Origin of the sequence: Rhizobium sp. F40D2, from assembly GCF_051810745.2 — a bacterium.
Classification (GTDB): domain Bacteria; phylum Pseudomonadota; class Alphaproteobacteria; order Rhizobiales; family Rhizobiaceae; genus Rhizobium.
In genome coordinates this window covers 384,123-408,047 of the sequence record NZ_JBPWQX020000002.1, presented here as the reverse complement: position 1 = coordinate 408,047, position 23,925 = coordinate 384,123, and the positions used below count along the sequence as shown (strand labels likewise).

The window sequence follows — 23,925 nt, the reverse complement described above, 5'->3', positions numbered from 1 at the left end:
GAGAACCGTGGCAGCCCTTTTGGCGGGACGGCCTGCTCACCGCGCTTGCTTGGAATACCGGGAATGCGACAGACTATTTCCGACTTCCAACCGGCCGAGTCGTCAAACTTGGCCTTCACTCGGTGATCTGAGCCGCGTCAGCACCAGCCGCTCCTGGGGAACGTTTGTTGTCTATCTTCGATCTCATCGCCCTGCTGCTCGCCCTCACCGCCGCCTTCTCTTGGATAAACCAGCGCTACCTGCGTCTTCCGCCCTCCATCGGCATTCTCGTCATGGGACTGGCATCGTCGACCCTGCTTGTCACGCTGGGGATGGCGTTGCCGAACGTCGCCCTCTACGAACAGCTCGCCGATCTGGTGAAGCAGGTGGACTTCCAGACTACGGTCATGAACGGGATGCTGGCCTTCCTGCTGTTCGCAGGATCACTCCACGTCGATTTCGCAGCGCTCCGCTCGCGGTTGGCGGTTGTCGGATCGATGGCAATCGCCGGTACGATCATTTCAACCGTGCTCGTTGCCGCATCGATTTGGGGGGTGGCGCACATGGCGGGCATCGACCTACCCTTCGCCTGGACGCTCGTCTTTGGGGCGCTTATCAGCCCCACTGACCCCGTCGCCGTGCTGGCGACGTTGAAGGCCGTGAAGGTGCCTGTCGAGCTTGAAACCGACATGGCCGGCGAATCCTTATTCAATGACGGCGTGGGCGTCGTTCTGTTTACCGCTCTTGTGGCTTTTGCGGCTGGAAGCGGCGGAGAAAGCGTAGGAGCGGCGAAGATCGGTGAACTGTTCCTCCTCGAAGCTATCGGCGGCGGCCTGCTGGGCCTTGCCTGCGGTTACGCTGCCTATCGCGCGATGCGGGCGATAGACGATTATCCGGTGGAGGTTCTCATCTCCATCGCCCTTGCGATGGGCTGCTATTCGCTTGCAACGGCCCTGCACACAAGTGGTCCGATCGCCGTCGTCGTCGCCGGCATTCTCGTCGGCAACCGCGGGCCGAAGGACGCCCTCAGCGATCTTACCCAACGCTACCTCTTCGGCTTCTGGACTTTGGTCGACCAGATTCTCAACTCCATTCTGTTCCTGTTGATCGGCCTCGAAGTGCTCGTCCTCCGGTTCGACGCCTCATACTTGCCGCTCTCACTGTTGGCAATTCCGGTCGCAGTCGCCGCGCGACTTCTCGCAACGGCGACGGCCGTCACGGCTCTCAAGCGCTGGTACAGCTTCCAGCGTGGAACGGTGGCCGTGCTTGTCTGGGGAGGCTTGCGGGGCGGAATCTCCATCGCGCTGGCGCTATCGCTCCCGGAGAGCGAATGGAAGCCAATCCTTCTTTCGGCGACCTATTTCGTTGTGGTGTTCACGATTCTCGTTCAGGGACTGACACTCGGCTCCGTCGCGAAACGCGTCTTGGAGCAAAAGGATGTCGTAGGCTGAAATCGGAGCAAAGAAGAACCCGAAATCGACGGCAAGCCGGTCTCGCATCCTGCCCGGCTGCTGCACCTCGTCCGGCTGATCGATGCCGCAGACACCCTGCCAGGCCTCGAGAAGGTCCCGCCGCCAATTGTGCACGAGCACGCGATCTCGGCGACAACCAACCCGCAAGCCGGATTTTAGTCGATGGAGGCAGATCTTCTACTGGAAACCGCCGACGCGATCGACCACCTGGTGCCGAGTGCCGCTGCGATCGCGCCTATCGAGAAGCAAGTGCCTCTGGATCAAATCCGTCGCGCCAGAATTGTCGACGCTATGCGAACGCGCGCTACGCCGTCTCCTAGGAAAGACAAAGGCAATCCGTTAGGCCCCGCGACGCGGTGATTTCCTCTTGCACGCCAGCAGGACGGCGGATCCTGCGAAACCGGAGAGAGCGGAGCCGAGAAGAATGCCGATCTTAACCTTGTTCTGAACGGCGGGATCGTCGAAGGCCAGCATGCCGATAAACAGACTCATTGTGAAGCCGATGCCACAAAGGAGCGCGATGCCTGTCATCTGCGTCCAATTGGCGGTCGCGGGTAGCTGCGCCAATCGCAGCTTTACGAGAATTGCGATGACCGCAAGGACTCCTACCAGCTTGCCAAGCGACAGTCCGGCGGCCACACCCAGCGTGTGGGGATCGACGAGCGTCGAAAGACTCGTCCCGGCCAGTGAGACGCCTGCATTGGCGAAGCCGAATAGCGGAACGATCAGGAATGCGACCGGCCGATGGAGAAGATGCTCGAGACGGTGAAGCAGGGAATCCTCGTCGCTCGCCTCCGGTGCACCGGGTGTCGTCTTGATAGGAATCGCCAGGGCGAGCATTACACCCGCGAGGGTGGCATGAATGCCCGAGGCGAAGACCAATGCCCACAGCGCGACACCAAGCACGACATAAGCCGAGAGCCTCGTGACACCCATTCGGTTCATCGTGAATAGGATCGCGAGCGTTACGGTCGCTCCGGCCAAGGCCAGCAGATGGAGATTGCCGGTGTAGAAGATCGCGATCACCAGAACGGCGCCGAGGTCGTCAATTATGGCGAGCGCCGCCAGAAATATCTTCAATGACGCAGGCACGCGGTTTCCAAAGAGCGACAGGACGCCGAGCGCAAAGGCGATGTCAGTTGCCGTCGGAATCGCCCATCCACGCAGGCCTGTTGAATTGCTCAGATTGAAGGCCACATAGATCAGAGCCGGCGCCAACATGCCGCCCGCGGCTGCCGCACCCGGCAGGATGCGCCGGCTCCATGTGGAGAGCTGGCCGTCGAGCATCTCGCGCTTGATTTCCAGACCGACCAGAAGGAAGAAGACGGCCATCAGCGCGTCGTTGATCCAATGCAGCACGCTCAGCGGCCCGACGTGGAGATCGAGTGTGTGGAAGTAGGCATCCGCCAACGGGGAGTTCGCCACGGCAAGGGCCAGCGCCGCGGTAGCCATGAGGACGAGGCCGCCTGACGCCTCACTGTCGAGGAAACTACGGAGGGTGGATTGAATACGGCCAGTGGCGGTCGACAAGGACATAGGTTCGCGCTCGCGCTCCCCAGTTGGAAGGTTGATCTTCAATCTCCGTCGATTTCGGGAATCCCGCGGCGCACGCAGCACACGCCGTGGTCACTCGATAGCGCAAGCGCGAATGATTTTCCATCGCGAATAGAGGTATCGCTTCATAAGTTAATGAGGGTTGCACTCATCCATTCTGTCACATCGACCCGTCAGCCCGAAGTCGATCCTGGCTGGGATCGCAGCGGACCAATGAAATCGGTTCGTGATGACACAGCCAAGATGCCTGGGACGTCGATGCTCCAGTTTGGCAAGGTTTGGAAGCGGTTCGGCAAATGCGGAAAGTGAGCCCCCAAGCGCTGGGCCTGCTGCAAAATGGCTCATCTCGCGTGTCTCGAAGACTTTAAACTCGGGCGCCTGACGGGACCAACAGCCATTCCGAATTGCTGGCTTCCGAAACCCTCAAAACCTGCGAGCTGCCCAGTTTGCTTCTTGCAGGCCTCCCATGCTGAAAGAAGGAGCAGTCAACAAGACTTCGGTAAAACTCCCGGGACAATCGCATCTTGCTCATCGTCCAGGCGCCCTGCCGCTTCCTTCACGACAACGCTTCCACCCTTATTGACGACGTCTCGCCCGACGACGCCATAGACCGTTGCCGAGGCACCCTCTTCCACTATCAGGTCGCGGCCCACGCGACCGTGCAGTTCGAGGTTATGACCAGGCGAAATTGTCAGATCGCCATCGACCTGACCGAAAAACCTGACATTCCGGTCGAGTGAAATCGATCCGTGAACACGCACATTCAGATTGTCCAAGGTAAAACTCCTTGTTTTGCGATCAAAGTCCGCAAGCGCAATGTTATCTCTCCCGGCCCACGCTCGCGCACCCTCTTTTGTCGACCGGCTTCAAACAGGTCAGCCATGGTCGACATCTCAATATACATCATGCCGTGATATATAAAACGCTCTTTTTGAAGAATTGGCCCCTGTTTGCTGGCTCCGCGAAAAAACCATCGTCGCGCCAACTCGGATGGTCAGATCCGGAACGGCGGTTGTCCGCGCGAGCCCTCAATGGATCGGCCGAAGAAACGCCGCAGGAGGTCGCGCCCATTTTGGAACAAACTGGACTTCCGATCTTTCCTAACAACAAGGAGGCTGGAAATGGAACGCTCGCTGAAATTTCTCTCCCTGACGGGTCTTTCTGTTCTCAGTGCGGTGTTGCTGTCAGCGGAACCAGGATTTGGCGGTCCCGACCAGAACCAAAAGCCCTCACCCCGCTGCGCCATCAAGCAGCATGGCGAAGCGCCCGGGGGCGTATCATCGCTGGAGGAATGCGGTGGTGTTCTCAAGCCTCCGTCCGTGGGTGATGCCGAAATGGTCAACAAGCCACCCAAAGTAGGATCCATGCCGATCATCAAGCCGGGAGATCTTGGAAAGCAAGATCACTAGGACGCGCGAGTGGAATGACGTGATTCAAGCCAGAAAAAGCTATTCGATGTATTTGCGGGCTAGCTTTGCCGTGACTGCTCTGATCTGGATCGGCATCGTTGCAATAAGCCTTTTGACGCTCGCTGGCTCTGAGCCGACCGTCACGGCGGAAACGCCATCAATGAGCAGCGTCAAGTGACGCCCTGATTTTCCCAACCCAGTCCTGCGTCGCAGTCCTGACATTGGAAATCGTCTCGTGGCGAACACTTAACGTCGAGTATACGGCCGCTTCACCGCATACCTAATTAAAAAAATGGCCCGCTTCAGCGGGGGAGTGCTTGAGCGGGCCAGTTTCCCAAGACGATACTCACGCCTCGGGGAGAGACGACTTGTTAGCGCTTCGGAATAGCTGCCGCAAAGCCACCTACGCTTCACGGCTTCCTCTCCCACTTTCAAGTCGGCACCAATCCTTGTCTAGTCCAGCGCGTTGACAACCTCGCATTCGAACTGCTTCAGCCATGGAGGGGCCCCTTTATTCCCAGGGTCGATACGCCCCTCCGACGGTTCTTCAAAAAATTCGAAAAGTCACGAAATTGGCACAGTCATTTTGACAAGTCGATGCGATTATGATCCGCAAGCCAGATCGATAGGCGCGATGCTATGCACGCCTCCCACGCCAGGTCGATCGGCTTACGGACCCCGCCTCCCAGCGTGAGATGAAGTTTATATCACATAATGACATATGCAAGGTTTTTGTATGCCGAGATCAAGACGGGACGCTCCAGCGCTGAATGAGGACGTCTATACTGGACTCGCCGGATTTAGGTTCGCGATGAGGCGCTTTCTCGCGTTCAGCGAAGCCGCGCTTGCAGCGGCCGGCGTGACCTCCCAGCAGTACCAGGCACTCCTCGTCATCCGGACAGCACCGGAACGACAGGTTCGGCTCCGGGAACTCGCGGAACAGATGCTAATGCACCATAATGGGGCCGTGCAGCTCGTTGATCGAATGTGCGCGAGCGGATTGGCAGAACGCACCCCAGCGGAGGACGACAGGCGAAGCGTGATGATCGGGCTGACCGCCAAGGGCCGTGAGCTGCTGGAATCGCTGGCACGTGTCCATCTCGAAGGCATGCTGGAAAATGAACTCCTGCTGGCCGAATCCTTGTCTCGACTTCGCCAAGTGACCCTGTTGGTCTGACCGGCATCACGTTTTGTTGATCACGGCGTGACTGGATCTATCAGGCTGAATTTTGTATCATGCCATGATATAAAAAAGAGGAGAACAGCTATGCCGGATCGTGAACGCGGCTGGCCGAACTACCGCCCCTCGAAGACCCTCTGGGCTTGGTCTATCGTCGGCGCATCCGCCCTGACGATGGCTCTCGGGTTTACCTGGGGGGGATGGACGACCTCCGGGCGCGCCCGTGTAATGACTGAAATCGCGGTGCGAAATGCCAAGGCGGACCTGGTGGCGGGCATTTGCGTCCATAACTTTGTCACGGCAAGCGGGGCGGCGGAGAATCTCAAGTCGCTTCAGGCGAAAGGTTCGTGGCAGCGCGATGATTTTATCAACGAGGGTGGCTGGGCGAAAATCGCCGGCATCGACGATACGGTCGCGAATGCAGCCGATGCCTGCGCCGACCAGCTCATGAAGCTGAAGGAACTGCCGCCATCTGATCCTGTCGTTACCGACAGCTAGGCCATCGGCCGGATGTGATCACATATCCGGTTGGCGCGAGGCCCGTCCGAAATGATTTCGGGCGGGCCGTTTGCTTTACTAGGATGGATCGCTTCGACCATCCTCCAGCGCCTGGAGAACCTCACGCGCCATCAAGTGGGCCGCCATCAAAACAGCAGGGGAAAGCGGCCGGCCGTCCCGGGCGTCCCGCGAGATATTCAGAAGGCCGATCAACTCTATTGGGTTCTCGATGAAGCCGTCCAGGGCGTCCTCAATTTCTTCCGGAAAACTAGTCCCGATCTCGGGTGCTAGCTTCCCATGGTCATCCAGCACGCCTTGGCGGATGAGAATCTTTTCGATCTGACCGACCCAGTGGCCGAGCTCGGCGCGCATGTCCTTCATGGTGCCCTCCCACGTTGTCTTCAGGCGAAAAGCCGCAGCCCCCTGGCGGCACGCCTCGTCCTTCTTGCCGAATGCTCTTCAGATAGTTCAGAACATTTCCGATCACTGGTGGGTGAATTGGTTTGGATATGATTCCGATGACATTCGAAAGGCCTTCTCCGATGGACTCGGGGTTGCCCGTCACCATAACGACGCAGATGCCGAAGTCGCCGGCGAGGTACTGGCCGATCCGGGGGCCCGTCGCGCCGTCGCGAAGATTGACGTCGACGAGCGCGATCGTGCTGAAGGGAGCAAGCTGACGCGCGGTTTCAAAGCTGTTGGCTATGCCGGACGTCTCATATCCGAAGCCTTCGACGATATCGCGAAGATCCGCGGCAATAATAAAATCATCCTCCACAATCAAAATTTTTTCACCAACCATCGCCGCGCCCCCTTTTTGTTCATCCGGCATTCAGGATTGACAATATGGGCGAAGCATTAAAGAATGTCACCATGTGATATAAAGGATGCCTCCATGACGAAGACCGCTTTCCTTTCAGCAGTTTTTGTGACCTACGCAGCCGTCATGTTCGCCATTGCGTCCATCCCGGGAGAGGCTCCGCCTCAGCTGTCTCAAGCGCAGTCCGAACAGGCCGTCAACTGAGCCTGTCCAAATTTCGTGCGAGCGTTCCCGTGGCCAACATTTCGAATCGAGATCTAGCGGCATGGCCATTCATGATCTCACGTGTGCGCGCAAGACAGGCTGTTCGGTTGCCGGCAAACGGAATCCATCACGCCATGATATTATTTTGGGCGGGCTGGAACACAGTCGCCATATCTCCATTATATCCCTGTGCAAGGAGCCCGGAGATGCAACCTTCCCTGATAAAGCCGGACCATTCGTACGTATCGCGCAACGCCGGGCGCCGCCGGTATGTTTCGATGATTAAAAAAGGGGTCGTCGCCTACCGGGAATTTCTTTTCGGCATCCCGATTTCCCGAAAGCAAACCCTCGACGCCTTCGCCCGCTGGGCGCATGAAGACGCGGCGTTGCTGGATAATCGTCCACCTCGACAGCCAGATGAATAAACTGGGGATGAAGCCTGCCCGAAAAAACGCGGTTCTCTACCGCATGGTGATGAAGGACCATATCTGTCCGTTTGGGTTGAAGTCGCTCGACCTTTTGAAGCGCGAGGGATATGAGGTCGAGGATCACTGGCTCAAGACGCGTCGGGAAACCGACCGGTTCCAGAGCGAGCACGGCGTCGATAAGACGCCCCAGACCTTTATCGACGGCACGCGCATCGGCGGCAACGACGACCTGAGGCGATTCTTCGGAAAACCGGTAAAAGACCCGAGTGCCACCACCTATGCTCCTGTGATCGCCGTCTTTTTGATGACGGCGCTTATGTCCGTTGCAACAAGTTTCGCAGCGGGCACGCTTGCCACGCCACGGACAGTCGAATGGTTTATCGCCTTCAGCATGTGCGTGCTCGCGATCCTCAAGCTTCGCGATCTGGAGAGCTTTTCCAACATGTTCCTGGGCTATGATGTCCTGGCGCGACGCTGGGTCAGATATGCCTATCTCTATCCGTTCGGCGAGGCGCTCGCCGGCGTGCTGATGATTGCGGGAATTCTTGTCTGGATTTCAGCACCGATCGCTTTGTTCATCGGCGGCATTGGCGCTTGGTCCGTATTCCGCGCGGTCTATGTCGAAGGACGCCAATTGAAATGCGCCTGCGTCGGCGGCGACAGCAACGTGCCGCTCGGTTTCGTTTCTCTGACCGAAAACCTGATGATGTCGGCGATGGCCATCTGGATGATTGTGAAGGCCGTTCTGCTATGACCCGAGGCGTCGACAGTGTAGACCTCTCGTCGGCACAAGGCCGAACGCCTCGATGCCCGGCGAGATATAGCACCCTCGGATGGCGAGATCGCAAGCCTCCGAAGAGTGCTGACCCCGAAATAACCCGACGATAGAGCCAGTTTCCAAGCCATCATCCATGGGGCACCAGGCAGAGACCATCTGCGTTCGCCGCCGTCACAATGCGAAAGTAGTTCTTCTCAAAATCGACATGCCGGTTTTTCATGGCCATCAGGCCAGCCGAAGATGACGCCATGAAATGGAGTTTCGACTTCAAAGCCCGATGGGAGCCTCATGCGTCGAATTGGGGGTGATTTTTCGGTTGGTTTGGCGTTAGAAGGGGTAGCCCCATCAAAGTGTTATCGAATTGATATGCCCTCCCCCTATCTGAATTCCAAACTGCTCCGCCGTTCCCGTGTGTTTTGGGGATCATTTTCACTCTGGCGGCCCCGGCTGGTCTTCTGGTGCGGCGCGCTGGCGATTGGCGTCATCAGCGTCGGCTTTGCCAAACTGGCCGATTTGGCGCAGAAAGCCTTCGGCTCCGTCACCTCGACAGGTCAATGGGCTTTTCTGCTGCCGCTGGTACTGACCCCGCTCGGCTTCATGCTGTCCGCTTATCTGGCGGCAACGCTGTTTCCGAATTCGCAAGGCAGCGGCATACCACAGGCGATCGCCGCTAGGCACCTGCGTGACGAAGACGATCGGACGCGGCTTCTGTCGTTGAGGATTGCTTTCGGCAAGATCGTGCTAACCGTGCTCGGGCTTTTCTCTGGAGCCTCGATAGGGCGCGAGGGGCCGACGGTGCAGGTCGGCGCATCGATCATGCTGGCGGTCGCTCGCCTTAGCGGCATAGCACAGGCACGCGGGCTGATCCTTGCGGGCTCGGCGGCTGGCATCGCCGCCGCGTTCAACACGCCGCTTGCCGGTATCGTCTTTGCCATCGAGGAGATGAGCCGCACATACGAGTCGCGCGCCAACGGACTGGTGCTGACTGCCGTCATCCTCTCCGGCCTCGCGGCTCTCGGGCTTTCCGGCAGCTATAACTACTTCGGCATGGCGTCCGCGGCGCCTACCGCGCTGAAGGACTGGGGACTGGTTCTCATCTGCGGGGTCGGCGGTGGCGCGCTCGGCGCCGCCTTCAGCGGTTTTGCACTTCATTTCGGTCAGCGAATCCGCCGCTGGGCGCAGCCGCAACCGCTGTCGCGCATGCTGGCGTTTGCCGGTGTCTGCGGTCTTGCCGTCGGCATTATCGGCGTCGCCGCAGGCGGCAGCACCTTCGGCACCGGGTACGAGCAGGCGCGCGGCGCCGTCGAAGGCAATGCCCTACCGCTGCTTTTCTTCGTTGAGAAGCTTGCCGCCAGCTTCCTGTCCATGCTCTCAGGCATACCGGGCGGGATCTTCGCACCGTCGCTGGCCGTCGGCGCCGGTTTCGGCAGCACTGTCGGGTCGTTGCTCGGCACCAGCATTGCGCTTGCGGCAATCCTCGGGATGGCAGGGTATTTTGCGGGCGTAGTGCAGGCCCCGATGACGGCCTTTGTCATCATTCTGGAAATGACCGGCGACCACCAGGCAGTGATCCCGATCATGGCCGTGTCGATGATCGGTTACGTGACCTCACGCCTCCTGTCGCGCGAGCCGCTCTATCACGGCCTGTCTCGTGTGTTCATCGCCGCGGCCATTCGGAAGCACCGGTCTGAGCGTTAAGAGGAAAACACGCCATAGGCCCGCTCCTTGACGGTTGGGATGAGGCGCCCGAAGGTCGTGGCTGCCCCTGGTGCATGTCTCTTCACTGCTACATCCTCGGCGAAGCTCTGCAGGACGAGACTAAGGGCGTGACGGCCGAACCTATCGCTGATGTGCTCGAAGTTCCGGTGTAGAACAGGGGCTGGGCATCTTCAGCGCTGTCTCGGCGGCAACAATCAGGTCCTTACCGGCGCAAGCCGGCCGCCCGCCGCCATCAAGCACCGTGCAAGCCTGCCTTCGACACAACCAAGATAGCGTCATCCGATGCGAGAGATAATTCTTAAGGTTCGAACGGATCGAGGCTGTCGCCCTCGTCACATCATTTAACTATTGCGCGCCTTCTAACTTCAGGCCTAGATGAGCAACGATGGCCGGTTCCGCAGGAGGAGCAGAGTGTCTCTTGCCTGCCGCGCAGCGGCAATTCTCAAGAAGTCTACCGAACTGACCGCAAAACGCCATCTCTGCAAGATGCCGTAATACGCTGGTGCAAATCTCCTGCGTCGGCGGATGCGAGGAACCGCCAGGCAAACAGACTTCAACGGAGTAGCTTCTTTCGTGTTGTTTGCTGCCGCACGGGCGAATCATAGAGCCTTCCGCCATCTCCGTCGTTGGGATTATCGAGGTCGCTGAGCAGAAGACGGGAAATGTTATTTAGACGTCGAATACCTCTTTCACTGCTTGAGCGGCTTCGCGCCGGCCTATGGCCGCGAAAAGGCCCGCTGCGCCCTCTCCGCTACATCCTGTTTCGGGTCCTGCGGCTTAAAGCGACACCGCACGCCATCGCCGCCGGCGTCGCCGCTGGCGCCGCCGCTTCCTGCACACCATTCTTGGGTTTCCATTTTGTGATAGCATTTTGTATCGCTTATGTTCTCAGAGGTAACATGGTCGCAGCAGCGCTCGGCACTGCCTTCGGGAACCCCGTCACGTTTCCATTTATCTTTGCCGGCGCCTATCGCATCGGCATCTATCTGCTCGGTCGAGAGCATTCGGATGCGATGAACAACGTCGATTTCTTTTCACTATTGCGTAATTTCGATGTGGCAAGGCTCTGGCAGCCAATTGTAAGACCGCTGTTGATTGGCGGCCTTCCGCTCGCTGTCCTATTCGGATTGATCTTTTACGCAGTGACACGACACGGTGTCCGATTTTTCCGGAAGCAAAGGAAATAGCAAACGGACCATGACCGCTGGCGACACGTCTGTTTAACGTGGCGGCCACTTCCCCGTCGGCGCTCGCGCGTGTGAGTTCGGCGGGCAAAAAGCTCGTTGCGGCGTTGACGCGCCTGATATATCCACACATGATATTTTCTTGAACTGATTGATCGGGAGGACAATCGTGAAAAGATTTATCGTGAATGGCATGATGGCGGGCGTTTTTGGCCTGTCTAGTTTCTCAGTTTCAAACGTCGCCAAGGCGGATGAGTTCATCAACGTTCTGACCGGCGGCACCTCTGGCGTCTATTATCCCCTGGGCGTCGCACTCGCCAAGATTTATGGCGACGGCATTTCTGGCGCGCGCACCCAGGTGCAGGCGACGAAAGCTTCGGTTGAAAATCTCAATCTGCTTCAACAGGGCAAAGGCGAGATCGCGTTCGCGCTCGGCGATAGCGTTAAGCTGGCCGCAGAAGGGAATGCGGAAGCAGGCTTTAAGAAGCCGCTCGACAAGTTGCGCGGGATCGCGGCCATCTATCCCAACTACATCCAGATCGTCGCTTCCAAGGACTCCGGCATTAGGACATTGGCGGACATGAAGGGAAAGAGTCTTTCTGTCGGCGCGGCAAAGTCTGGGACAGAATTAAACGCGCGCTCGATTTTCGGCGCTTACAACATGTCCTACGCAGACCTTGCGAAGACTGAATACCTTCCCTTCGCGGAATCCGTCGAACTCATTAAAAACCGCCAGCTCGACGCGACCTTGCAGTCGGCTGGTCTTGGGGTTGCGTCGCTGAAGGATCTGGCGGCCTCCGTGCCGATCAATGTCGTTGCGGTCCCGAAGGACGTGGCCGAAAAACTCGGCGCGCCCTATGTCGCCGCGACAATTCCCGCCAATACCTATGAGGGTCAAGCACAAGACGTACCGACCGTTGCGGTCGTCAACTTCTTGGTCACGCGTTCGGACGTTTCGGACGAGACCGCCTATCAGATGACCAAGCTGCTATTCGACAACCTGCCCGCTATGACCGCTGCACACAATGCGGCCTCGGCGATAAAGCTTGAAGATGCCATCAAGGGTATGCCAATCCCGCTCCATCCGGGTGCCGAACGCTACTACAAGGAAAAAGGACTCCTGTAGCACCTTGTTTGGCGGCGGCCAGAAACGCCGGCCGCCGTCTTGATCTCGCTGGGAGGGAGAATTGCGTGCGTCAAACAGAAACGACAGCGGGCGCGCCACCCGCCGACGCAACCGAATTTCACAACAGGCTGGGTGACGATTTTCCGACCTCGAAAGAGGGGCGATTGCTGTTCTTGCTCGCCGTTGCTTTCTCGGTGTTCCAAATCGCCACGGCTGCGCACATTCTGGATCTGCCGAGCCAGATCGTTCGTGCTGTGCATGTGGGTTTTTTGCTGCTGCTGGCCTATCCGCTGGTTGCGTCCACGGCCAGCAGCGCGATCGGCCTTCGGGTCTTGGCGTGGGTCCTGGCGGCCCTCGGCGTTGCAGTCGCTATCTATCAAACCGTCGAATACTCGGATCTTCTTACTCGCGCCGGTGATCCTCTTCCCATCGACATCGCGGTCGGCATCGTCAGCCTTGTCGTGATCTTCGTGGCGTGCTGGATAAGCCTGGGCCCCGCGCTGCCGATCATCAGCGGCGCATTTCTGGCCTATTGCCTGCTTGGCCAATATCTCCCGGCGCCTCTCGATCATCGCGGATACGACCTGGCGCAGGTCATCGATCACATGGCCTACGGTACCGAAGGCATCTACGGGACCCCGATCTATGTGTCCTCCTCATACATCTTTCTCTTCATACTGTTTGGCTCATTCCTGGAAAAGGCGGGAATGATTCAGCTTTTCACGGATACGGCTCTCGGGCTTGTCGGCCATAAGCGGGGCGGTGCTGCAAAAGTCGCCGTCATCTCCTCCGGACTCATGGGCACGATCTCCGGCTCTGGTGTTGCAAACGTCGTCACGACCGGTCAATTTACCATTCCGCTGATGAAGCGGTTCGGATACCGGGCCGCTTTTGCCGGCGGTGTCGAGGCCACCGCGTCAATGGGTGGTCAGATCATGCCGCCGGTGATGGGGGCGGTGGCGTTCATCATGGCCGAAACACTCGGCGTCGAATATTCGGAAGTGGTGAAGGCCGCGGTTATCCCAGCGCTTCTCTACTTCACGTCCGCATTCTGGATGGTGCACTTGGAAGCGGGAAAACGCGGTCTCGTGGGCCTGCCGAAGTCTGAATTGCCATCGGCCTCCCAAGCTCTCAGGCAGCGGTGGTATCTCATTCTCCCGTTGGCCGCCCTCGTATGGCTGCTTTTCTCCGGATACACTCCGCTCTTTGCCGGCACTATAGGGCTCGGGCTGACGGCCATGCTTATTCTCGGCGGCAGCATTGCACTTGGTCTTCCATCGAGCGCGATCCGGATTGTGTTCTGGATCGCTCTCGGCATTCTTGGCGCCGCATTCCTGCAGTATGGTTTCAATATTCTTCTTATCGCGCTCACCGTGCTTATCGCTTGGAACGCCGTGAGCCGAGGCGGCAGGGAGACCTTGGTCGCCTGTGTCAACAGCTTGGCCGAAGGTGCAAAGACGGCCCTTCCGGTCGGCATTGCATGCGCCATCGTCGGGATCATCGTCGGCACGATGACGCTGACAGGTGTTGCCACGACCTTTGGCCAGTTCGTCGTGTCGGTTGGACAGTCCAGCCTGTTCCTGTCGCTGCTCCTGACCATGGTTACCTGCATCATCCTCGGCATGGGAATCCCGACGATACCGAACTATATCATAACCTCGTCAATCGCGGGACCTGCGCTCCTTTCGCTGGGCATTCCGCTTCTTGTCAGCCACATGTTCGTATTTTATTTCGGAATTTTGGCCGACCTTACGCCGCCAGTGGCACTTGCTTGTTTTGCAGCGGCGCCGATCGCCAAGGAAAGCGGTTTGAGAATCTCGATCGAAGCCATCAAAGTTGCCGCTGCAGGCTTTATCGTGCCATTCATGGCGGTCTATTCTCCGGCACTGATGCTGCAGGACGGCGGACCGATTGCCGCTGACATCGGCTACGCACCGGCAGTCGTCTATATCGTTGTCAAGGCTGTGATCGCCATCGGGTTGTGGGGCGCGGCCGTAATCGGCTACTGTACGGTGACACTCACTGCTGTCGAACGAACCATCGCGATAGCAGCAGCCTTTCTTCTGGTTGCCGCATTGCCGCTCACCGATGAGGCAGGGTTTTTGCTGTCGGGCGGTTTTGTCTTCTGGCTCTGGTACCGATCTCGATTTGCGCAAAAGGCCGGGCCCGTACAGTGAGCCTTTGTGTGTTAGCAGGCGGAAAGTTGATGGTAATCGCCACAACGACGTTCATGTTGCAATGGACACATTCCGTCGAGAAAATCGAGTGGCGGGAGCGCTGGCAAGTGGGACCGTCCGGCCTCCATATCACGGAAGCAAGCGTCAAGGGCTCCGGGGCAGGAATGGAACCGGGGGAAGGTGCAGTGCTCAGGGATGGCTGGTGGACATGGCAGCCGAAACTCGCTTCCCAGAAGCAACTTTCGCTTGCAGCATCCGGGGCAACCGCTAGCGGCTGGCGTCTTTGTTATGGAGATACGTGCCGGGAATTCGGAGAGCGGGCAGGTGAAGATACGACGCTTAGCTTCTGTCCGTGACAAAGGTATGAAGCGAAAGCAGCCGAGCCTGCGGCACCTCAGACGGCGTCCGTCTCGTCCGCCTACGGCGCAATGTCGAAAGATCTCAACAAGCACGGGGGGCCTTCGTCGGTTCCACCATTGCCTATGTGTTCATGCAGGCCATGGGCTTGATCACCGATCACGCCGAAGGCTGCGCCTTCCGAAACCAGGCCCAGGCGGCCAGGCTTGCGTTCAATCCTCCGACTGAGACCGAAGGAAGTTAGACCTCCCCCGTATATTCCCCTCTTGCCGGGTAGCCGTTTTTGATCACGAATTCCACTCATGAACGCCTTGCCGGATCAAGTCGTCGTCGAGGTCAACGACATTCCAACCCTTCGCGACATCACCGCTGCCTTCGTGACGGAGGCGCTGGAATCCCGGTGCGGACGCAGCGCCGCCCTCAATCGGCTCTGCGAAGTCATCGTGCTGCTTATCCTGAGGTCGACGATCGAGCGTGGCGCGACCCAACCAGGCTTGCTGGCGGGTCTGTCCCATCCCTCATTACATCGGGCATTGGTCGCAATGCACGATGCGCCAATGCGAAGCTGGAGCAGTGACGACCTTGCGGCGGCGGCGGCGATGTCACGAAGCCATTTCATGGCCCTGTTTCGCGACGTGGTCGGTACAACACCGCGGGCTTACCTGACGGGATGGCGTCTGACCCTTGCTCGACGGAAGCTCGCCAAAGGAGCAAAGGTGAAGGCCGTAGCCCGGCAGGTCGGCTTTGGCAGCGCAGCTGCATTCTCTCGAGCATTCTTCCGCAAGTTTGGTGAGTGGCCATCAGTTCGATGACCTCACGTGAACCGTCCGGACGAAGCGACTCTTCTGCGTCCGTACTCCGCGTGCCCGAGACACACCACGCCCAGTTTGGCATACCGGGCCATCGAACGGCGCGCGCCATTGCACCATCCCCGCCGTCATCACTGCTCAAAAATTTAGCAAATGCCGAAAAGTGTACACAGTTATAGACATTCAAAAGAGGATGATCTCGAAAAATCAACGCCTTACAAGCTGGCACATGTCTTGCCTATAAAGTGGTGAGTTGGTGGCTAGGGTTCCGGCGCTTTGCTGAAGTGCGACTGGTCCGAGAGCCACCACCGACGGGGGAGAAATCCTGTCGGGTGCACGGCGGGACAAAAGCCCGGGAGACCTCGTAAGCCAAGGGATTGGCGGCACGATGGTCATTGCCGATCCCTTTTGAAGAACAGCAAAAGGGGAATTTCAATGCAGACTGTTTCGAAGATCCTTTCCATCACCGCTCTTTCCGCTTCGCTGGCGCTCGGATTTGGTTCTAACGCCAAGGCCGAGCCGAAGGCCGAATTCAAGGTCGCCTGGTCGATCTATGTCGGCTGGATGCCCTGGGGCTACGCTGCTGACCACGGCATCGTCAAGAAATGGGCCGATAAATACGGCATAAAAATCGATGTCACCCAATTCAACGACTACGTGGAGTCGATGAACCAGTACACGGCCGGCGCCTTTGATGCCGTCACGCTCACCAACATGGATGGTCTGTCGATCCCGGCTGCCGGAGGCGTCGATACGACCGCCGTCATCGTCGGCGACTTCTCCAATGGCAACGACGCCGTTATCCTGAAAGACAAGGCGAACCTTGCCGACATCAAAGGCCAGAACGTTAATCTCGTCGAGTTTTCCGTCTCGCACTATTTGCTCGCTCGCGCTCTCGAAAGCATCAAGCTGACGGAACGCGACGTGAAAGTGGTCAACACGTCTGATGCCGACATGGTCGCCGCCTACAAGACGGCCGACGTGACCTCTGTCGTCACGTGGAACCCGCTGGTTTCCACCATCCTCGAAGATCCGACGGCCAAGAAAGTTTTCGACAGTTCGCAGGTGCCGGGCGAAATCATCGACTTGATGGTCGCCAATAGCGGCGTGCTCAAGGACAATCCGAATTTCGGCAAGGCCCTCGCCGGCATCTGGTACGAGACTGCTGCGCTGCTTCGGGCCGATACTGCCGAAGGAAAGTCTGCCCGCGAAGCCATGGGCTCGGCTTCCGGCACCGATCTTGCCGGTTTCGAAGCCCAGCTTGCCGCCACCAAGCTGTTCGACAAGCCGGCCGACGCGGTTGCCTTCACTGCTTCGTCCAATCTGCCGAAGACCATGGATCTTGTGCGCAACTTCCTTTTCGAGAAGGGCCTGCTCGGCAATGGCGCGCCGTCTGCCGACGTCATCGGCATTGAAATGCCCGATGGCAAGGTGCTGGGCGACACGGGCAATGTGAAGCTGCGCTTCACCGCGACGTACATGCAGGCAGCCGCCGACGGTTCGCTCTGATCGCCCAGGAAGCGCGGCCTGGCCGCGCCTCATCTCCTTTCATCAGCGGAGCATTTCCCATGCGTTGGATCAACACGAGGCCAAGCCGGGGCGCGCAGTTTGCCTTGGTGATGCTGCCCTTCGTGCTGCTCGTTGTCGCCTATGCCTTCGGCTCGGCCGCACGACTGGCGGAAAACGCCAATGACAAGCTTCTGCCGAGCCTTGCCGGCTTTGCCGATGCAATCAACCGTCTGGCCTTCGTCGCCGACCAGCGCACCGGTGAGTTTCTGCTTTGGTCGGATACGGGCGCGAGTCTAATCCGCCTGCTCTCAGGCCTCGGCATCTCGACGGCGATCGCGCTCATCGTCGGCATGCTCATCGGCATGCTGCCCTATATCCGGGCACTGCTTGCCCCTCTCATCGCCGTCATTTCCATGGTGCCGCCGCTGGCGCTGCTGCCGATCCTCTTCATCGTCATGGGGCTCGGAGAGACATCGAAGATCGCGCTGATCGTCATCGGCATCGCTCCGACCATGATCCGCGATCTGGCGCTGAAGGCCCTGGAATTGCCGCGCGAGCAGATCGTCAAGGCCGAGACGCTTGGCGGCTCCTCCTGGCAGATCGGCCTGCGCGTTGTGTTACCGCAGATCCTGCCGCGACTGATTAACGGCCTCAAGCTGCAGCTCGGGCCGGCCTGGCTGTTCCTGATTGCTGCCGAGGCGATTTCCTCCGATTCCGGTCTTGGCTACCGCATCTTCCTGGTCCGTCGCTATCTCTCGATGGATGTCATTTTCCCCTACGTGGTCTGGATCACCCTGCTCGCCGTGGTCATGAACACCCTGCTCGACCGTCTGCGCATCGCCGTCTTCCCCTGGTCGGAACTGGAGAAGCAGGCATGAGCGAAGTGAGGATCGAAAGGGTCTGGAAGGAATATGGCGACCAGATCGTGCTCGAAAACGTGTCGCTGACAGTCGCCTCGCGCGCCTTTGTCGCCCTTGTCGGACCCTCGGGCTGCGGCAAGAGCACCTTCCTGCGCATGTTGCTTGGCCAGGAGCGACCGACGCGGGGCACCATCCTGCTCGACGGCGAGCCCCTGCCGCCGGAGCCGGGAGCGGACCGCGGCGTCGTTTTCCAACGTTATTCTGTCTTTCCCCATCTCACGGTGCTCGGCAATGTGCTGCTCGGAAAGGAACTGACCGCAGCGCGCTACAGCGCCAAGCTTTTCGGCGCGGCACGCCGAAACGCCATCGAGGAAGCGCGTCAGCTGATTGCCGAGGTCGGCCTTGCCGGTTCGGAGGCCAAATATCCTGCCCAGCTGTCGGGCGGCATGCAGCAGCGCCTTGCGCTTGCCCAGGCGCTCATCATGAAGCCGAAGGTGCTGCTGCTCGACGAGCCTTTTGGCGCGCTCGACCCCGGCATTCGCGCCGAAATCCACACACTGATGAAGCGGCTCTGGCACGAAACGCAGATGACCGTGGTCATGGTCACCCATGACATGCGCGAAGCCTTTACGCTCGCAAGTCGCGTCGTGGCCTTCGAGCGTCGCCGCGACCGGCCGGAAGAGAAGGAGCGCTACGGCGCCACCATCACCAAGGATATTTCCATCTGGCCGCCTCGCCTCGCCGGCCAGTCATCGATCTTCAGCCCCGACCGGGACGGCCCGGTCGCTTCCCTGGGGCACAGCCGGGACGACCTGGCACCGTCAGGAGAGAAGCCATGAAGCATGTGAGACGCTCGCCCGAAGAGATCGCCGCCAACCGTGCGCGCTACGAGGAGCATCAGAAGAAGGGTCTGGAATTCGCGCCGAAGGCCCTTCCCGGCCTGAGCCCGCTGCCGGCACCGGCCATCGACGCCGCCGCCGTCATCCACCAGGAAATCATTCCCGGCGGCTGGTACTGGTCGACGAAGCTTTTGCGCGGCGAGGCGATCCGCATCGACCAGGCGGAGGGCAATTCCACCGTGGCCCTCATCGCCTGGAATGCCGAGGATACGAGCGAGCGGATCAATCTCGTCGACACCGCCAAGGTTCAGTGGACGACGGCGCTCGGCAAGGGTCGCGTGATCTTCTCCGACATGGGCCGTGTCATGTTCTCGATGATCGAGGATAGTTCCGGTGCCCATGATTGCCTGATGGGCGGTTCGACCTCTGCTTCGAATGCAGCGAAATATCCGGGCGAAAAGACACGCAACACCCGCGACAACCTGGTCCTCGTTGCCGGCAAGCTCGGCCTCGACCGCCGCGACATACCTGGCATCCTCAGTCTCTTCGCGCCGGTGCGCCTTGCCGAGGCCGGCGGTTTCGGCTGGCAGCGCAAGCGGTCCAACAGCGGCGATTATGTGGAACTGCGTGCCGAGATGGACATGCTGGTCGGCTTTTCCAATTGCCCGCATCCGCTCGACCCCGATCGGACCTACCAGCCAAAGCCTGTTGTCATCACCCGCTACAAGGCCGCACTCCCGGCTGCGGACGATCTTTGCCGAACAGCGACGGCCGAAGCCGTGCGCGGCTTCGAAAACAACGCCCTGATGCAGGCCTGAGGAGAAGACCATGTCCGATTTCATCCAGACCCACCCTGCGCGCAATCCGGAAACGGCGGCTGAGGATCATTTCATCGCAGCAGAAGCCCCGTGGTCCGGCATCGTGCGCAAGGGTCAGACGATCCGCATCGAGGACAGTTTTGGCCAGCAGGCGATCGACACGCTCTTTTATCGTGCCGATGATTTGTCCGAGCGCTATTCCAACCAGGATACGATGCGCATGCAGGGTGCCGCCTATATCGGCATCGGCACCAAGATCGTGTCCAACGAGGGCAATGTCATGCTGACCATGACGGCCGACAGTTGCGGCCGCCACGATACCTCGGCCGGCGCCTGCTCCTGCGAGAGCAATACGGTGCGCTTCGGCCACGGCACGAAATACCTGCATGCCTGCCGCGACAATTTTCTGCTCGAAGTCAGCAAACACGGCATGGGCAAACGCGATATCGTCCCCAACATCAACTTCTTCATGAACGTTCCGATCCAGCCGACCGGCGAGATGACGATCGTCGACGGCATCTCCGCACCGGGCGACTATGTCGAACTCGTCGCCGAGATGGACGTGCTCTGCGTCATCTCCAACTGCCCGCAGATCAACAATCCTTGCAACGGCTTCGATCCGACGCCGATCCGGGTGCTGATCTGGGATGGTGAGGACTGACATGTTCAAGAAAGTCCTGATCGCCAACCGGGGCGAAATCGCCATCCGCGTCATCAAGACCCTCAGGCGGATGGGTATTGCCTCGGTCGCAGTCTATTCCGATGCCGACCGCTTCGCCAAACCCGCAATGATGGCCGATGAAGCAATCCACCTTGGACCGGCACCGGCGAGCGAAAGTTATCTCAATGTCGATGCCGTCATCGCTGCCTGCAAGGCGACGGGTGCGGAGGCGGTACATCCCGGTTATGGGTTTCTTTCGGAAAATATCGGTTTTGCCGAGCGGCTTGCCGCCGAAGGCATCGCCTTCATCGGCCCGCGGCCGAAACACCTTTCTGCCTTCGGTCTGAAACATACCGCCCGAGAGCTTGCCAAGGCAAGCGGCGTTCCGCTGCTGCCCGGCACCGGCCTGCTGTCGAATGCCGAGCAAGCGCTCGCCGCGGCCGAAGCGGTCGGCTATCCCGTCATGCTGAAAAGCACGGCCGGGGGCGGCGGCATCGGCATGCAGCTCTGCGTCGATGCTGAAAACCTGAAGGCATCCTTCGAAAGCGTGCAGCGCACCGCGCGGGCAAGTTTTGGCGATGCGCGCGTCTATATTGAGCGTTTTGTGGCGGAGGCACGCCATGTCGAGGTGCAGATCTTCGGCAATGGCAAAGGCAAGGTCATCGCGCTCGGTGAGCGTGATTGCTCGCTGCAGCGACGGAACCAGAAGGTGGTGGAGGAGACCCCTGCCCCCGGTCTTTCGGCGGCAACCCGCGCCCGTCTGCACAAGGCGGCCGTCGATCTCGGCTCGGCGGTTTCCTACGAGTCCGCCGGCACCGTCGAATTCATCTATGATCCTGTGCGCGAGGAATTCTACTTCCTCGAGGTCAACACCCGCCTGCAGGTGGAACATCCTGTTACAGAAGCCGTGTTCGGCATCGACCTCGTCGAATGGATGATCCGCCAGGCCGCCGGCGAGGAGGTGCTTTCGGGCGCCGAGGCGCTGCAGCCGAAGGGAGTAGCGATCGAAGTGCGTGTCTATGCCGAGATGCCGCATGCCGATTTCCGCCCGAGCGCCGGCCTGCTGACGGAGGTTGTCTTCCCTGAAGATGTCCGCCTCGACGGTTGGATCGAGACTGGCACAGAGGTGACGCCCTTCTACGATCCGATGCTCGCCAAGCTGATCGTTTCCGCCGAGGATCGTCCGAGGGCAATCGAGAAGCTGAAGGCAGCACTCTCCGGCACGTCGATATCGGGCATCGAGACCAATCTGGACTATCTTCGCGCCATTGCAGGCTCCGAGCTTCTCGCCAGCGGCAAGGTGGCGACGACGGCGCTACGGGACTTTTCCTTCGTGCCGGATGTCATCGAGGTAATCGCGCCGGGCGCACAATCGAGCATCCAGGAACTGCCGGGCAGGCTTGGTCTCTGGCACGTCGGCGTGCCGCCGAGCGGCCCGATGGATGAACGCTCCTTCCGCCATGCCAACCGCCTGGTCGGCAATGGTGATATGGTCGCGGCACTGGAGCTGACGGTTTCCGGCCCTGTACTGAAGTTTTATACAGATACAATGGTTGCGCTTGCCGGCGCCAAGATGGCGATGAGCCTCGACGGCGTGAAACTGCCGCATGACGAAGCAGCAACCATCCGCGCTGGCCAGATCCTCTCGATCGGCAGTATCGAGGGGCCAGGCCAGCGGGCCTACCTCGCGGTGGCGGGCGGTTTTGCAGCTCCCGTGGTCCTTGGATCCCGCGCTACCTTCGGGCTCGGCCAGTTCGGCGGCAATGCGACCGGCACGCTGAAGACCGGCCATGTGCTGCATCTTGCTCGTCACGCCGTCGTCGAACCGACGAAACCGGCAACCGAGCCGGCGGAATTGACGCGCGAATGGAATGTCGGCGTTGTCTACGGTCCGCACGGGGCGCCCGACTTTTTTCAGGATGGCGATATCGAGACGTTGTTTTCGACGCGTTACGAGGTACATTTCAACAGTGCCCGCACCGGCGTGCGCCTCATGGGTCCCGCGCCGAAGTGGGCGCGCAGCGATGGCGGCGAAGCCGGTCTTCACCCCTCCAACCTGCATGACAATGCCTATGCCATCGGCGCGATCGATTTCACCGGCGACATGCCGATCATCCTCGGACCGGACGGGCCAAGCCTCGGCGGCTTCGTCTGCCCAGCCGTGATCGCTCGCGACGAGCAATGGAAGATGGGTCAGTTCAAGCCGGGCGATCGCATCCGCTTCCATCCGGTTGCACGGCCTGAGGACCCGATTGCCGGGCCGAGCGTGCAACGGGCGAAAGAAGAGACAGGCTCGCCCGTTATCGGCAAGAGCTGCGACGGGCCAGTCTCGGTCGTCTATCGCCGCCAGGGCGACGACAATCTGCTGGTCGAATATGGCCCGATGACCCTTGATATCGCCCTGCGGCTCAGGGTGCATCTCTTGATGCAGGCCGTATCGCAGGCCGGCCTGTCTGGGATCATCGATCTGACGCCCGGCATCCGCTCGCTGCAGATTCACTATGACGGCACGGGGTTGACCCGCAAACGCCTGCTCGGCCTGCTGGCCGAGATCGAGGCGAGCCTGCCGGCAGCCCAGGATGTCAAGGTGCCGAGCCGTATCGTGCATCTGCCGCTGTCCTGGAACGATCCGGATGCGGAACTTGCCATGCGCAAGTATCAGGAGCTCGTTCGGCCGAACGCGCCCTGGTGCCCTGACAACATCGAATTCATTCGCCGCATCAACGGGCTGGCGGACGAGCAGGCCGTGCGCAACGTCGTGTTTGAGGCCAGTTATCTCGTGCTCGGCCTTGGCGACGTCTATCTCGGCGCGCCGGTCGCAACACCGGTCGATCCGCGCCATAGGCTGGTGACCACGAAATACAATCCGGCCCGCACTTGGACGCCGGAAAACGCCGTCGGCATCGGCGGAGCCTATATGTGCATCTATGGCATGGAGGGCCCCGGCGGATACCAGCTTTTCGGCCGCACCATCCAGGTATGGAACACCTGGCGGCAGACACCGGTCTTTGCCAGGGGCAAGCCCTGGCTGCTGAACTTCTTCGATCAGATCCGGTTTTTTCCCGTCAGCCATGAGGAGCTAACGGAGGCGCGCAGCGCCTTCCCGCATGGCGGCTACCCAGTGAAGATTGAGGAAACGGAATTCTCCTATGGCGTATATGAGAAGGAATTGCAGGCGAATGCCGCCTCGATCGGGGAGTTCAAGGCGAGCCAGCAGCAGGCGTTCAATGCCGAACGCCTGCGCTGGAAGGAGTCAGGCCTCGACAGCTTCGTTACTGACGAAGGCACTGGTGAACGCCCTGACGGCGATATTCCCGAAGGCTGCTTCGGCGTTGCCAGCGCCGTACCCGGCAATATCTGGAAACTTCTGGTCGAGCCGGGCGCAGCGGTCGCCGCCGGTGATACCCTTGCCATCATCGAATCCATGAAGATGGAAATCAACGTTACTGCACATGCGCCAGGCCGCGTCCGCGACCTGCGCGCCGGCCCCGGGCGAAACGTCAAAGCCGGCGATATCATTGTTGTTCTGGAGGAGTGCTGACCC

At 59.7% G+C, this 23,925-nt stretch carries 25 protein-coding genes and 1 riboswitch; of the genes, 21 read left to right on the top strand and 4 right to left on the bottom strand.

Annotation, left to right across the window (positions count from 1 at the left end; translation table 11 throughout):
- Positions 1-167: 167 nt before the first annotated feature.
- The gene (locus ACS4RS_RS26675; protein WP_439013040.1) at positions 168-1,430 is read left to right on the top strand and encodes a cation:proton antiporter domain-containing protein; all 1,263 of its coding nucleotides are present in this window, start codon (positions 168-170) and stop codon (positions 1,428-1,430) included.
- Between the two features lie 360 nt (positions 1,431-1,790).
- Here the strand turns inward: ACS4RS_RS26675 and nhaA are convergent, their stop codons facing one another.
- On the bottom strand, positions 1,791-2,987 hold the full coding sequence (gene nhaA / locus ACS4RS_RS26670) for a Na+/H+ antiporter NhaA (protein WP_439013274.1): 1,197 nt from the start codon (positions 2,985-2,987) through the stop codon (positions 1,791-1,793).
- A 503-nt stretch (positions 2,988-3,490) separates the two neighbouring features.
- Positions 3,491-3,781, bottom strand: a complete 291-nt coding sequence (locus ACS4RS_RS26665) for a hypothetical protein (protein WP_439013039.1) — start codon at positions 3,779-3,781, stop codon at positions 3,491-3,493.
- A gap of 345 nt (positions 3,782-4,126) precedes the next feature.
- Between ACS4RS_RS26665 and ACS4RS_RS26660 the strand changes: the two genes are divergently transcribed.
- From ACS4RS_RS26660 to ACS4RS_RS26645, 4 genes are all read left to right on the top strand, one after another.
- Positions 4,127-4,414, top strand: coding sequence for a hypothetical protein (locus ACS4RS_RS26660; RefSeq protein WP_439013038.1), 288 nt, complete (start codon positions 4,127-4,129; stop codon positions 4,412-4,414).
- A complete protein-coding gene (locus ACS4RS_RS26655; RefSeq protein WP_439013037.1) occupies positions 4,395-4,592 on the top strand; it encodes a hypothetical protein in 198 nt (65 codons plus the stop codon). The genes ACS4RS_RS26660 and ACS4RS_RS26655 overlap by 20 nt, the downstream gene beginning before the upstream one ends.
- 633 nt (positions 4,593-5,225) lie before the next feature.
- Entirely contained in the window at positions 5,226-5,591 is a 366-nt protein-coding gene (locus ACS4RS_RS26650) for a MarR family transcriptional regulator (protein WP_439013036.1), read from the top strand.
- 90 nt (positions 5,592-5,681) lie between these two features.
- The gene (locus ACS4RS_RS26645; protein ID WP_439013035.1) at positions 5,682-6,092 is read left to right on the top strand and encodes a hypothetical protein; all 411 of its coding nucleotides are present in this window, start codon (positions 5,682-5,684) and stop codon (positions 6,090-6,092) included.
- Positions 6,093-6,170: 78 nt separating this feature from the next.
- Here the strand turns inward: ACS4RS_RS26645 and ACS4RS_RS26640 are convergent, their stop codons facing one another.
- The gene (locus tag ACS4RS_RS26640) at positions 6,171-6,473 is read right to left on the bottom strand and encodes a hypothetical protein (RefSeq protein ID WP_439013034.1); all 303 of its coding nucleotides are present in this window, start codon (positions 6,471-6,473) and stop codon (positions 6,171-6,173) included.
- The gene (locus ACS4RS_RS26635; RefSeq protein WP_439013273.1) at positions 6,394-6,894 is read right to left on the bottom strand and encodes a response regulator; all 501 of its coding nucleotides are present in this window, start codon (positions 6,892-6,894) and stop codon (positions 6,394-6,396) included. The genes ACS4RS_RS26640 and ACS4RS_RS26635 overlap by 80 nt, the downstream gene beginning before the upstream one ends.
- A 93-nt stretch (positions 6,895-6,987) precedes the next feature.
- On the opposite strand from ACS4RS_RS26635, the gene ACS4RS_RS26630 reads away from it, so the two are divergent.
- From ACS4RS_RS26630 to uca, 16 genes are all read left to right on the top strand, one after another.
- Positions 6,988-7,116 carry a hypothetical protein gene (locus tag ACS4RS_RS26630; protein ID WP_439013033.1) on the top strand — a complete coding sequence of 43 codons (129 nt, stop codon included), beginning with the start codon at positions 6,988-6,990 and terminating at the stop codon, positions 7,114-7,116.
- A gap of 206 nt (positions 7,117-7,322) precedes the next feature.
- Positions 7,323-7,541 carry a hypothetical protein gene (locus ACS4RS_RS26625; protein WP_439013032.1) on the top strand — a complete coding sequence of 73 codons (219 nt, stop codon included), beginning with the start codon at positions 7,323-7,325 and terminating at the stop codon, positions 7,539-7,541.
- 7 nt (positions 7,542-7,548) lie between these two features.
- Positions 7,549-8,298: a MauE/DoxX family redox-associated membrane protein gene (locus ACS4RS_RS26620; protein ID WP_439013031.1), complete on the top strand. Its 750-nt coding sequence runs from the start codon at positions 7,549-7,551 to the stop codon at positions 8,296-8,298.
- 390 nt (positions 8,299-8,688) lie between these two features.
- Positions 8,689-10,020: a chloride channel protein gene (locus ACS4RS_RS26615; RefSeq protein ID WP_439013030.1), complete on the top strand. Its 1,332-nt coding sequence runs from the start codon at positions 8,689-8,691 to the stop codon at positions 10,018-10,020.
- A gap of 683 nt (positions 10,021-10,703) precedes the next feature.
- Complete coding sequence (locus tag ACS4RS_RS26610; RefSeq protein ID WP_439013029.1) at positions 10,704-11,228, top strand: DUF2062 domain-containing protein; 525 nt, start codon at positions 10,704-10,706, stop codon at positions 11,226-11,228.
- A 178-nt stretch (positions 11,229-11,406) separates the two neighbouring features.
- Complete coding sequence (locus ACS4RS_RS26605; protein ID WP_439013272.1) at positions 11,407-12,351, top strand: TAXI family TRAP transporter solute-binding subunit; 945 nt, start codon at positions 11,407-11,409, stop codon at positions 12,349-12,351.
- 65 nt (positions 12,352-12,416) lie between these two features.
- Positions 12,417-14,528, top strand: coding sequence for a TRAP transporter fused permease subunit (locus ACS4RS_RS26600; RefSeq protein WP_439013028.1), 2,112 nt, complete (start codon positions 12,417-12,419; stop codon positions 14,526-14,528).
- Positions 14,529-14,557: 29 nt separating this feature from the next.
- Positions 14,558-14,884: a DUF1850 domain-containing protein gene (locus tag ACS4RS_RS26595; RefSeq protein ID WP_439013027.1), complete on the top strand. Its 327-nt coding sequence runs from the start codon at positions 14,558-14,560 to the stop codon at positions 14,882-14,884.
- A 134-nt stretch (positions 14,885-15,018) separates the two neighbouring features.
- The gene (locus ACS4RS_RS26590) at positions 15,019-15,129 is read left to right on the top strand and encodes a hypothetical protein (RefSeq protein ID WP_439013026.1); all 111 of its coding nucleotides are present in this window, start codon (positions 15,019-15,021) and stop codon (positions 15,127-15,129) included.
- A gap of 58 nt (positions 15,130-15,187) precedes the next feature.
- Positions 15,188-15,697 carry an AraC family transcriptional regulator gene (locus ACS4RS_RS26585; RefSeq protein ID WP_439013025.1) on the top strand — a complete coding sequence of 170 codons (510 nt, stop codon included), beginning with the start codon at positions 15,188-15,190 and terminating at the stop codon, positions 15,695-15,697.
- Positions 15,698-15,943: 246 nt separating this feature from the next.
- Positions 15,944-16,055: riboswitch (guanidine-I (ykkC/yxkD leader) on the top strand.
- A 74-nt stretch (positions 16,056-16,129) separates the two neighbouring features.
- On the top strand, positions 16,130-17,203 hold the full coding sequence (locus ACS4RS_RS26580; protein WP_439013024.1) for a putative urea ABC transporter substrate-binding protein: 1,074 nt from the start codon (positions 16,130-16,132) through the stop codon (positions 17,201-17,203).
- Positions 17,204-17,262: 59 nt separating this feature from the next.
- Positions 17,263-18,081, top strand: a complete 819-nt coding sequence (locus tag ACS4RS_RS26575; protein ID WP_439013023.1) for an ABC transporter permease subunit — start codon at positions 17,263-17,265, stop codon at positions 18,079-18,081.
- Positions 18,078-18,902 (top strand): ATP-binding cassette domain-containing protein, encoded by an 825-nt coding sequence (locus ACS4RS_RS26570; protein WP_439013022.1) that lies wholly within the window; start codon positions 18,078-18,080, stop codon positions 18,900-18,902. The genes ACS4RS_RS26575 and ACS4RS_RS26570 overlap by 4 nt, the downstream gene beginning before the upstream one ends.
- Positions 18,899-19,720 carry an urea amidolyase associated protein UAAP1 gene (locus tag ACS4RS_RS26565; protein ID WP_439013021.1) on the top strand — a complete coding sequence of 274 codons (822 nt, stop codon included), beginning with the start codon at positions 18,899-18,901 and terminating at the stop codon, positions 19,718-19,720. Before ACS4RS_RS26570 ends, ACS4RS_RS26565 begins: the two co-directional genes overlap by 4 nt.
- Before the next feature lie 10 nt (positions 19,721-19,730).
- The gene (locus ACS4RS_RS26560) at positions 19,731-20,381 is read left to right on the top strand and encodes an urea amidolyase associated protein UAAP2 (RefSeq protein WP_439013020.1); all 651 of its coding nucleotides are present in this window, start codon (positions 19,731-19,733) and stop codon (positions 20,379-20,381) included.
- A 1-nt stretch (position 20,382) separates the two neighbouring features.
- Complete coding sequence (uca, locus tag ACS4RS_RS26555; protein WP_439013019.1) at positions 20,383-23,922, top strand: urea carboxylase; 3,540 nt, start codon at positions 20,383-20,385, stop codon at positions 23,920-23,922.
- Positions 23,923-23,925 lie beyond the last annotated feature (3 nt).

Bases quoted from the DNA above. Each gene is read 5' to 3' on its own strand.
- ACS4RS_RS26560 (WP_439013020.1), top strand. From the start codon at position 19,731: ATGTCCGATTTCATCCAGACCCACCCTGCGCGCAATCCGGAAACGGCG.
- ACS4RS_RS26625 (WP_439013032.1), top strand. From the start codon at position 7,323: ATGCAACCTTCCCTGATAAAGCCGGACCATTCGTACGTATCGCGCAAC.
- ACS4RS_RS26660 (WP_439013038.1), top strand. From the start codon at position 4,127: ATGGAACGCTCGCTGAAATTTCTCTCCCTGACGGGTCTTTCTGTTCTC.
- uca (WP_439013019.1), top strand. From the start codon at position 20,383: ATGTTCAAGAAAGTCCTGATCGCCAACCGGGGCGAAATCGCCATCCGC.
- ACS4RS_RS26570 (WP_439013022.1), top strand. From the start codon at position 18,078: ATGAGCGAAGTGAGGATCGAAAGGGTCTGGAAGGAATATGGCGACCAG.
- nhaA (WP_439013274.1), bottom strand. From the start codon at position 2,987: ATGTCCTTGTCGACCGCCACTGGCCGTATTCAATCCACCCTCCGTAGT.
- ACS4RS_RS26585 (WP_439013025.1), top strand. From the start codon at position 15,188: ATGAACGCCTTGCCGGATCAAGTCGTCGTCGAGGTCAACGACATTCCA.
- ACS4RS_RS26635 (WP_439013273.1), bottom strand. From the start codon at position 6,894: ATGGTTGGTGAAAAAATTTTGATTGTGGAGGATGATTTTATTATTGCC.
- ACS4RS_RS26640 (WP_439013034.1), bottom strand. From the start codon at position 6,473: ATGAAGGACATGCGCGCCGAGCTCGGCCACTGGGTCGGTCAGATCGAA.
- ACS4RS_RS26645 (WP_439013035.1), top strand. From the start codon at position 5,682: ATGCCGGATCGTGAACGCGGCTGGCCGAACTACCGCCCCTCGAAGACC.
- ACS4RS_RS26650 (WP_439013036.1), top strand. From the start codon at position 5,226: ATGAGGCGCTTTCTCGCGTTCAGCGAAGCCGCGCTTGCAGCGGCCGGC.
- ACS4RS_RS26595 (WP_439013027.1), top strand. From the start codon at position 14,558: ATGGTAATCGCCACAACGACGTTCATGTTGCAATGGACACATTCCGTC.
- ACS4RS_RS26565 (WP_439013021.1), top strand. From the start codon at position 18,899: ATGAAGCATGTGAGACGCTCGCCCGAAGAGATCGCCGCCAACCGTGCG.
- ACS4RS_RS26630 (WP_439013033.1), top strand. From the start codon at position 6,988: ATGACGAAGACCGCTTTCCTTTCAGCAGTTTTTGTGACCTACGCAGCC.
- ACS4RS_RS26615 (WP_439013030.1), top strand. From the start codon at position 8,689: ATGCCCTCCCCCTATCTGAATTCCAAACTGCTCCGCCGTTCCCGTGTG.
- ACS4RS_RS26620 (WP_439013031.1), top strand. From the start codon at position 7,549: ATGAAGCCTGCCCGAAAAAACGCGGTTCTCTACCGCATGGTGATGAAG.
- ACS4RS_RS26580 (WP_439013024.1), top strand. From the start codon at position 16,130: ATGCAGACTGTTTCGAAGATCCTTTCCATCACCGCTCTTTCCGCTTCG.
- ACS4RS_RS26590 (WP_439013026.1), top strand. From the start codon at position 15,019: ATGCAGGCCATGGGCTTGATCACCGATCACGCCGAAGGCTGCGCCTTC.
- ACS4RS_RS26575 (WP_439013023.1), top strand. From the start codon at position 17,263: ATGCGTTGGATCAACACGAGGCCAAGCCGGGGCGCGCAGTTTGCCTTG.
- ACS4RS_RS26610 (WP_439013029.1), top strand. From the start codon at position 10,704: ATGTTATTTAGACGTCGAATACCTCTTTCACTGCTTGAGCGGCTTCGC.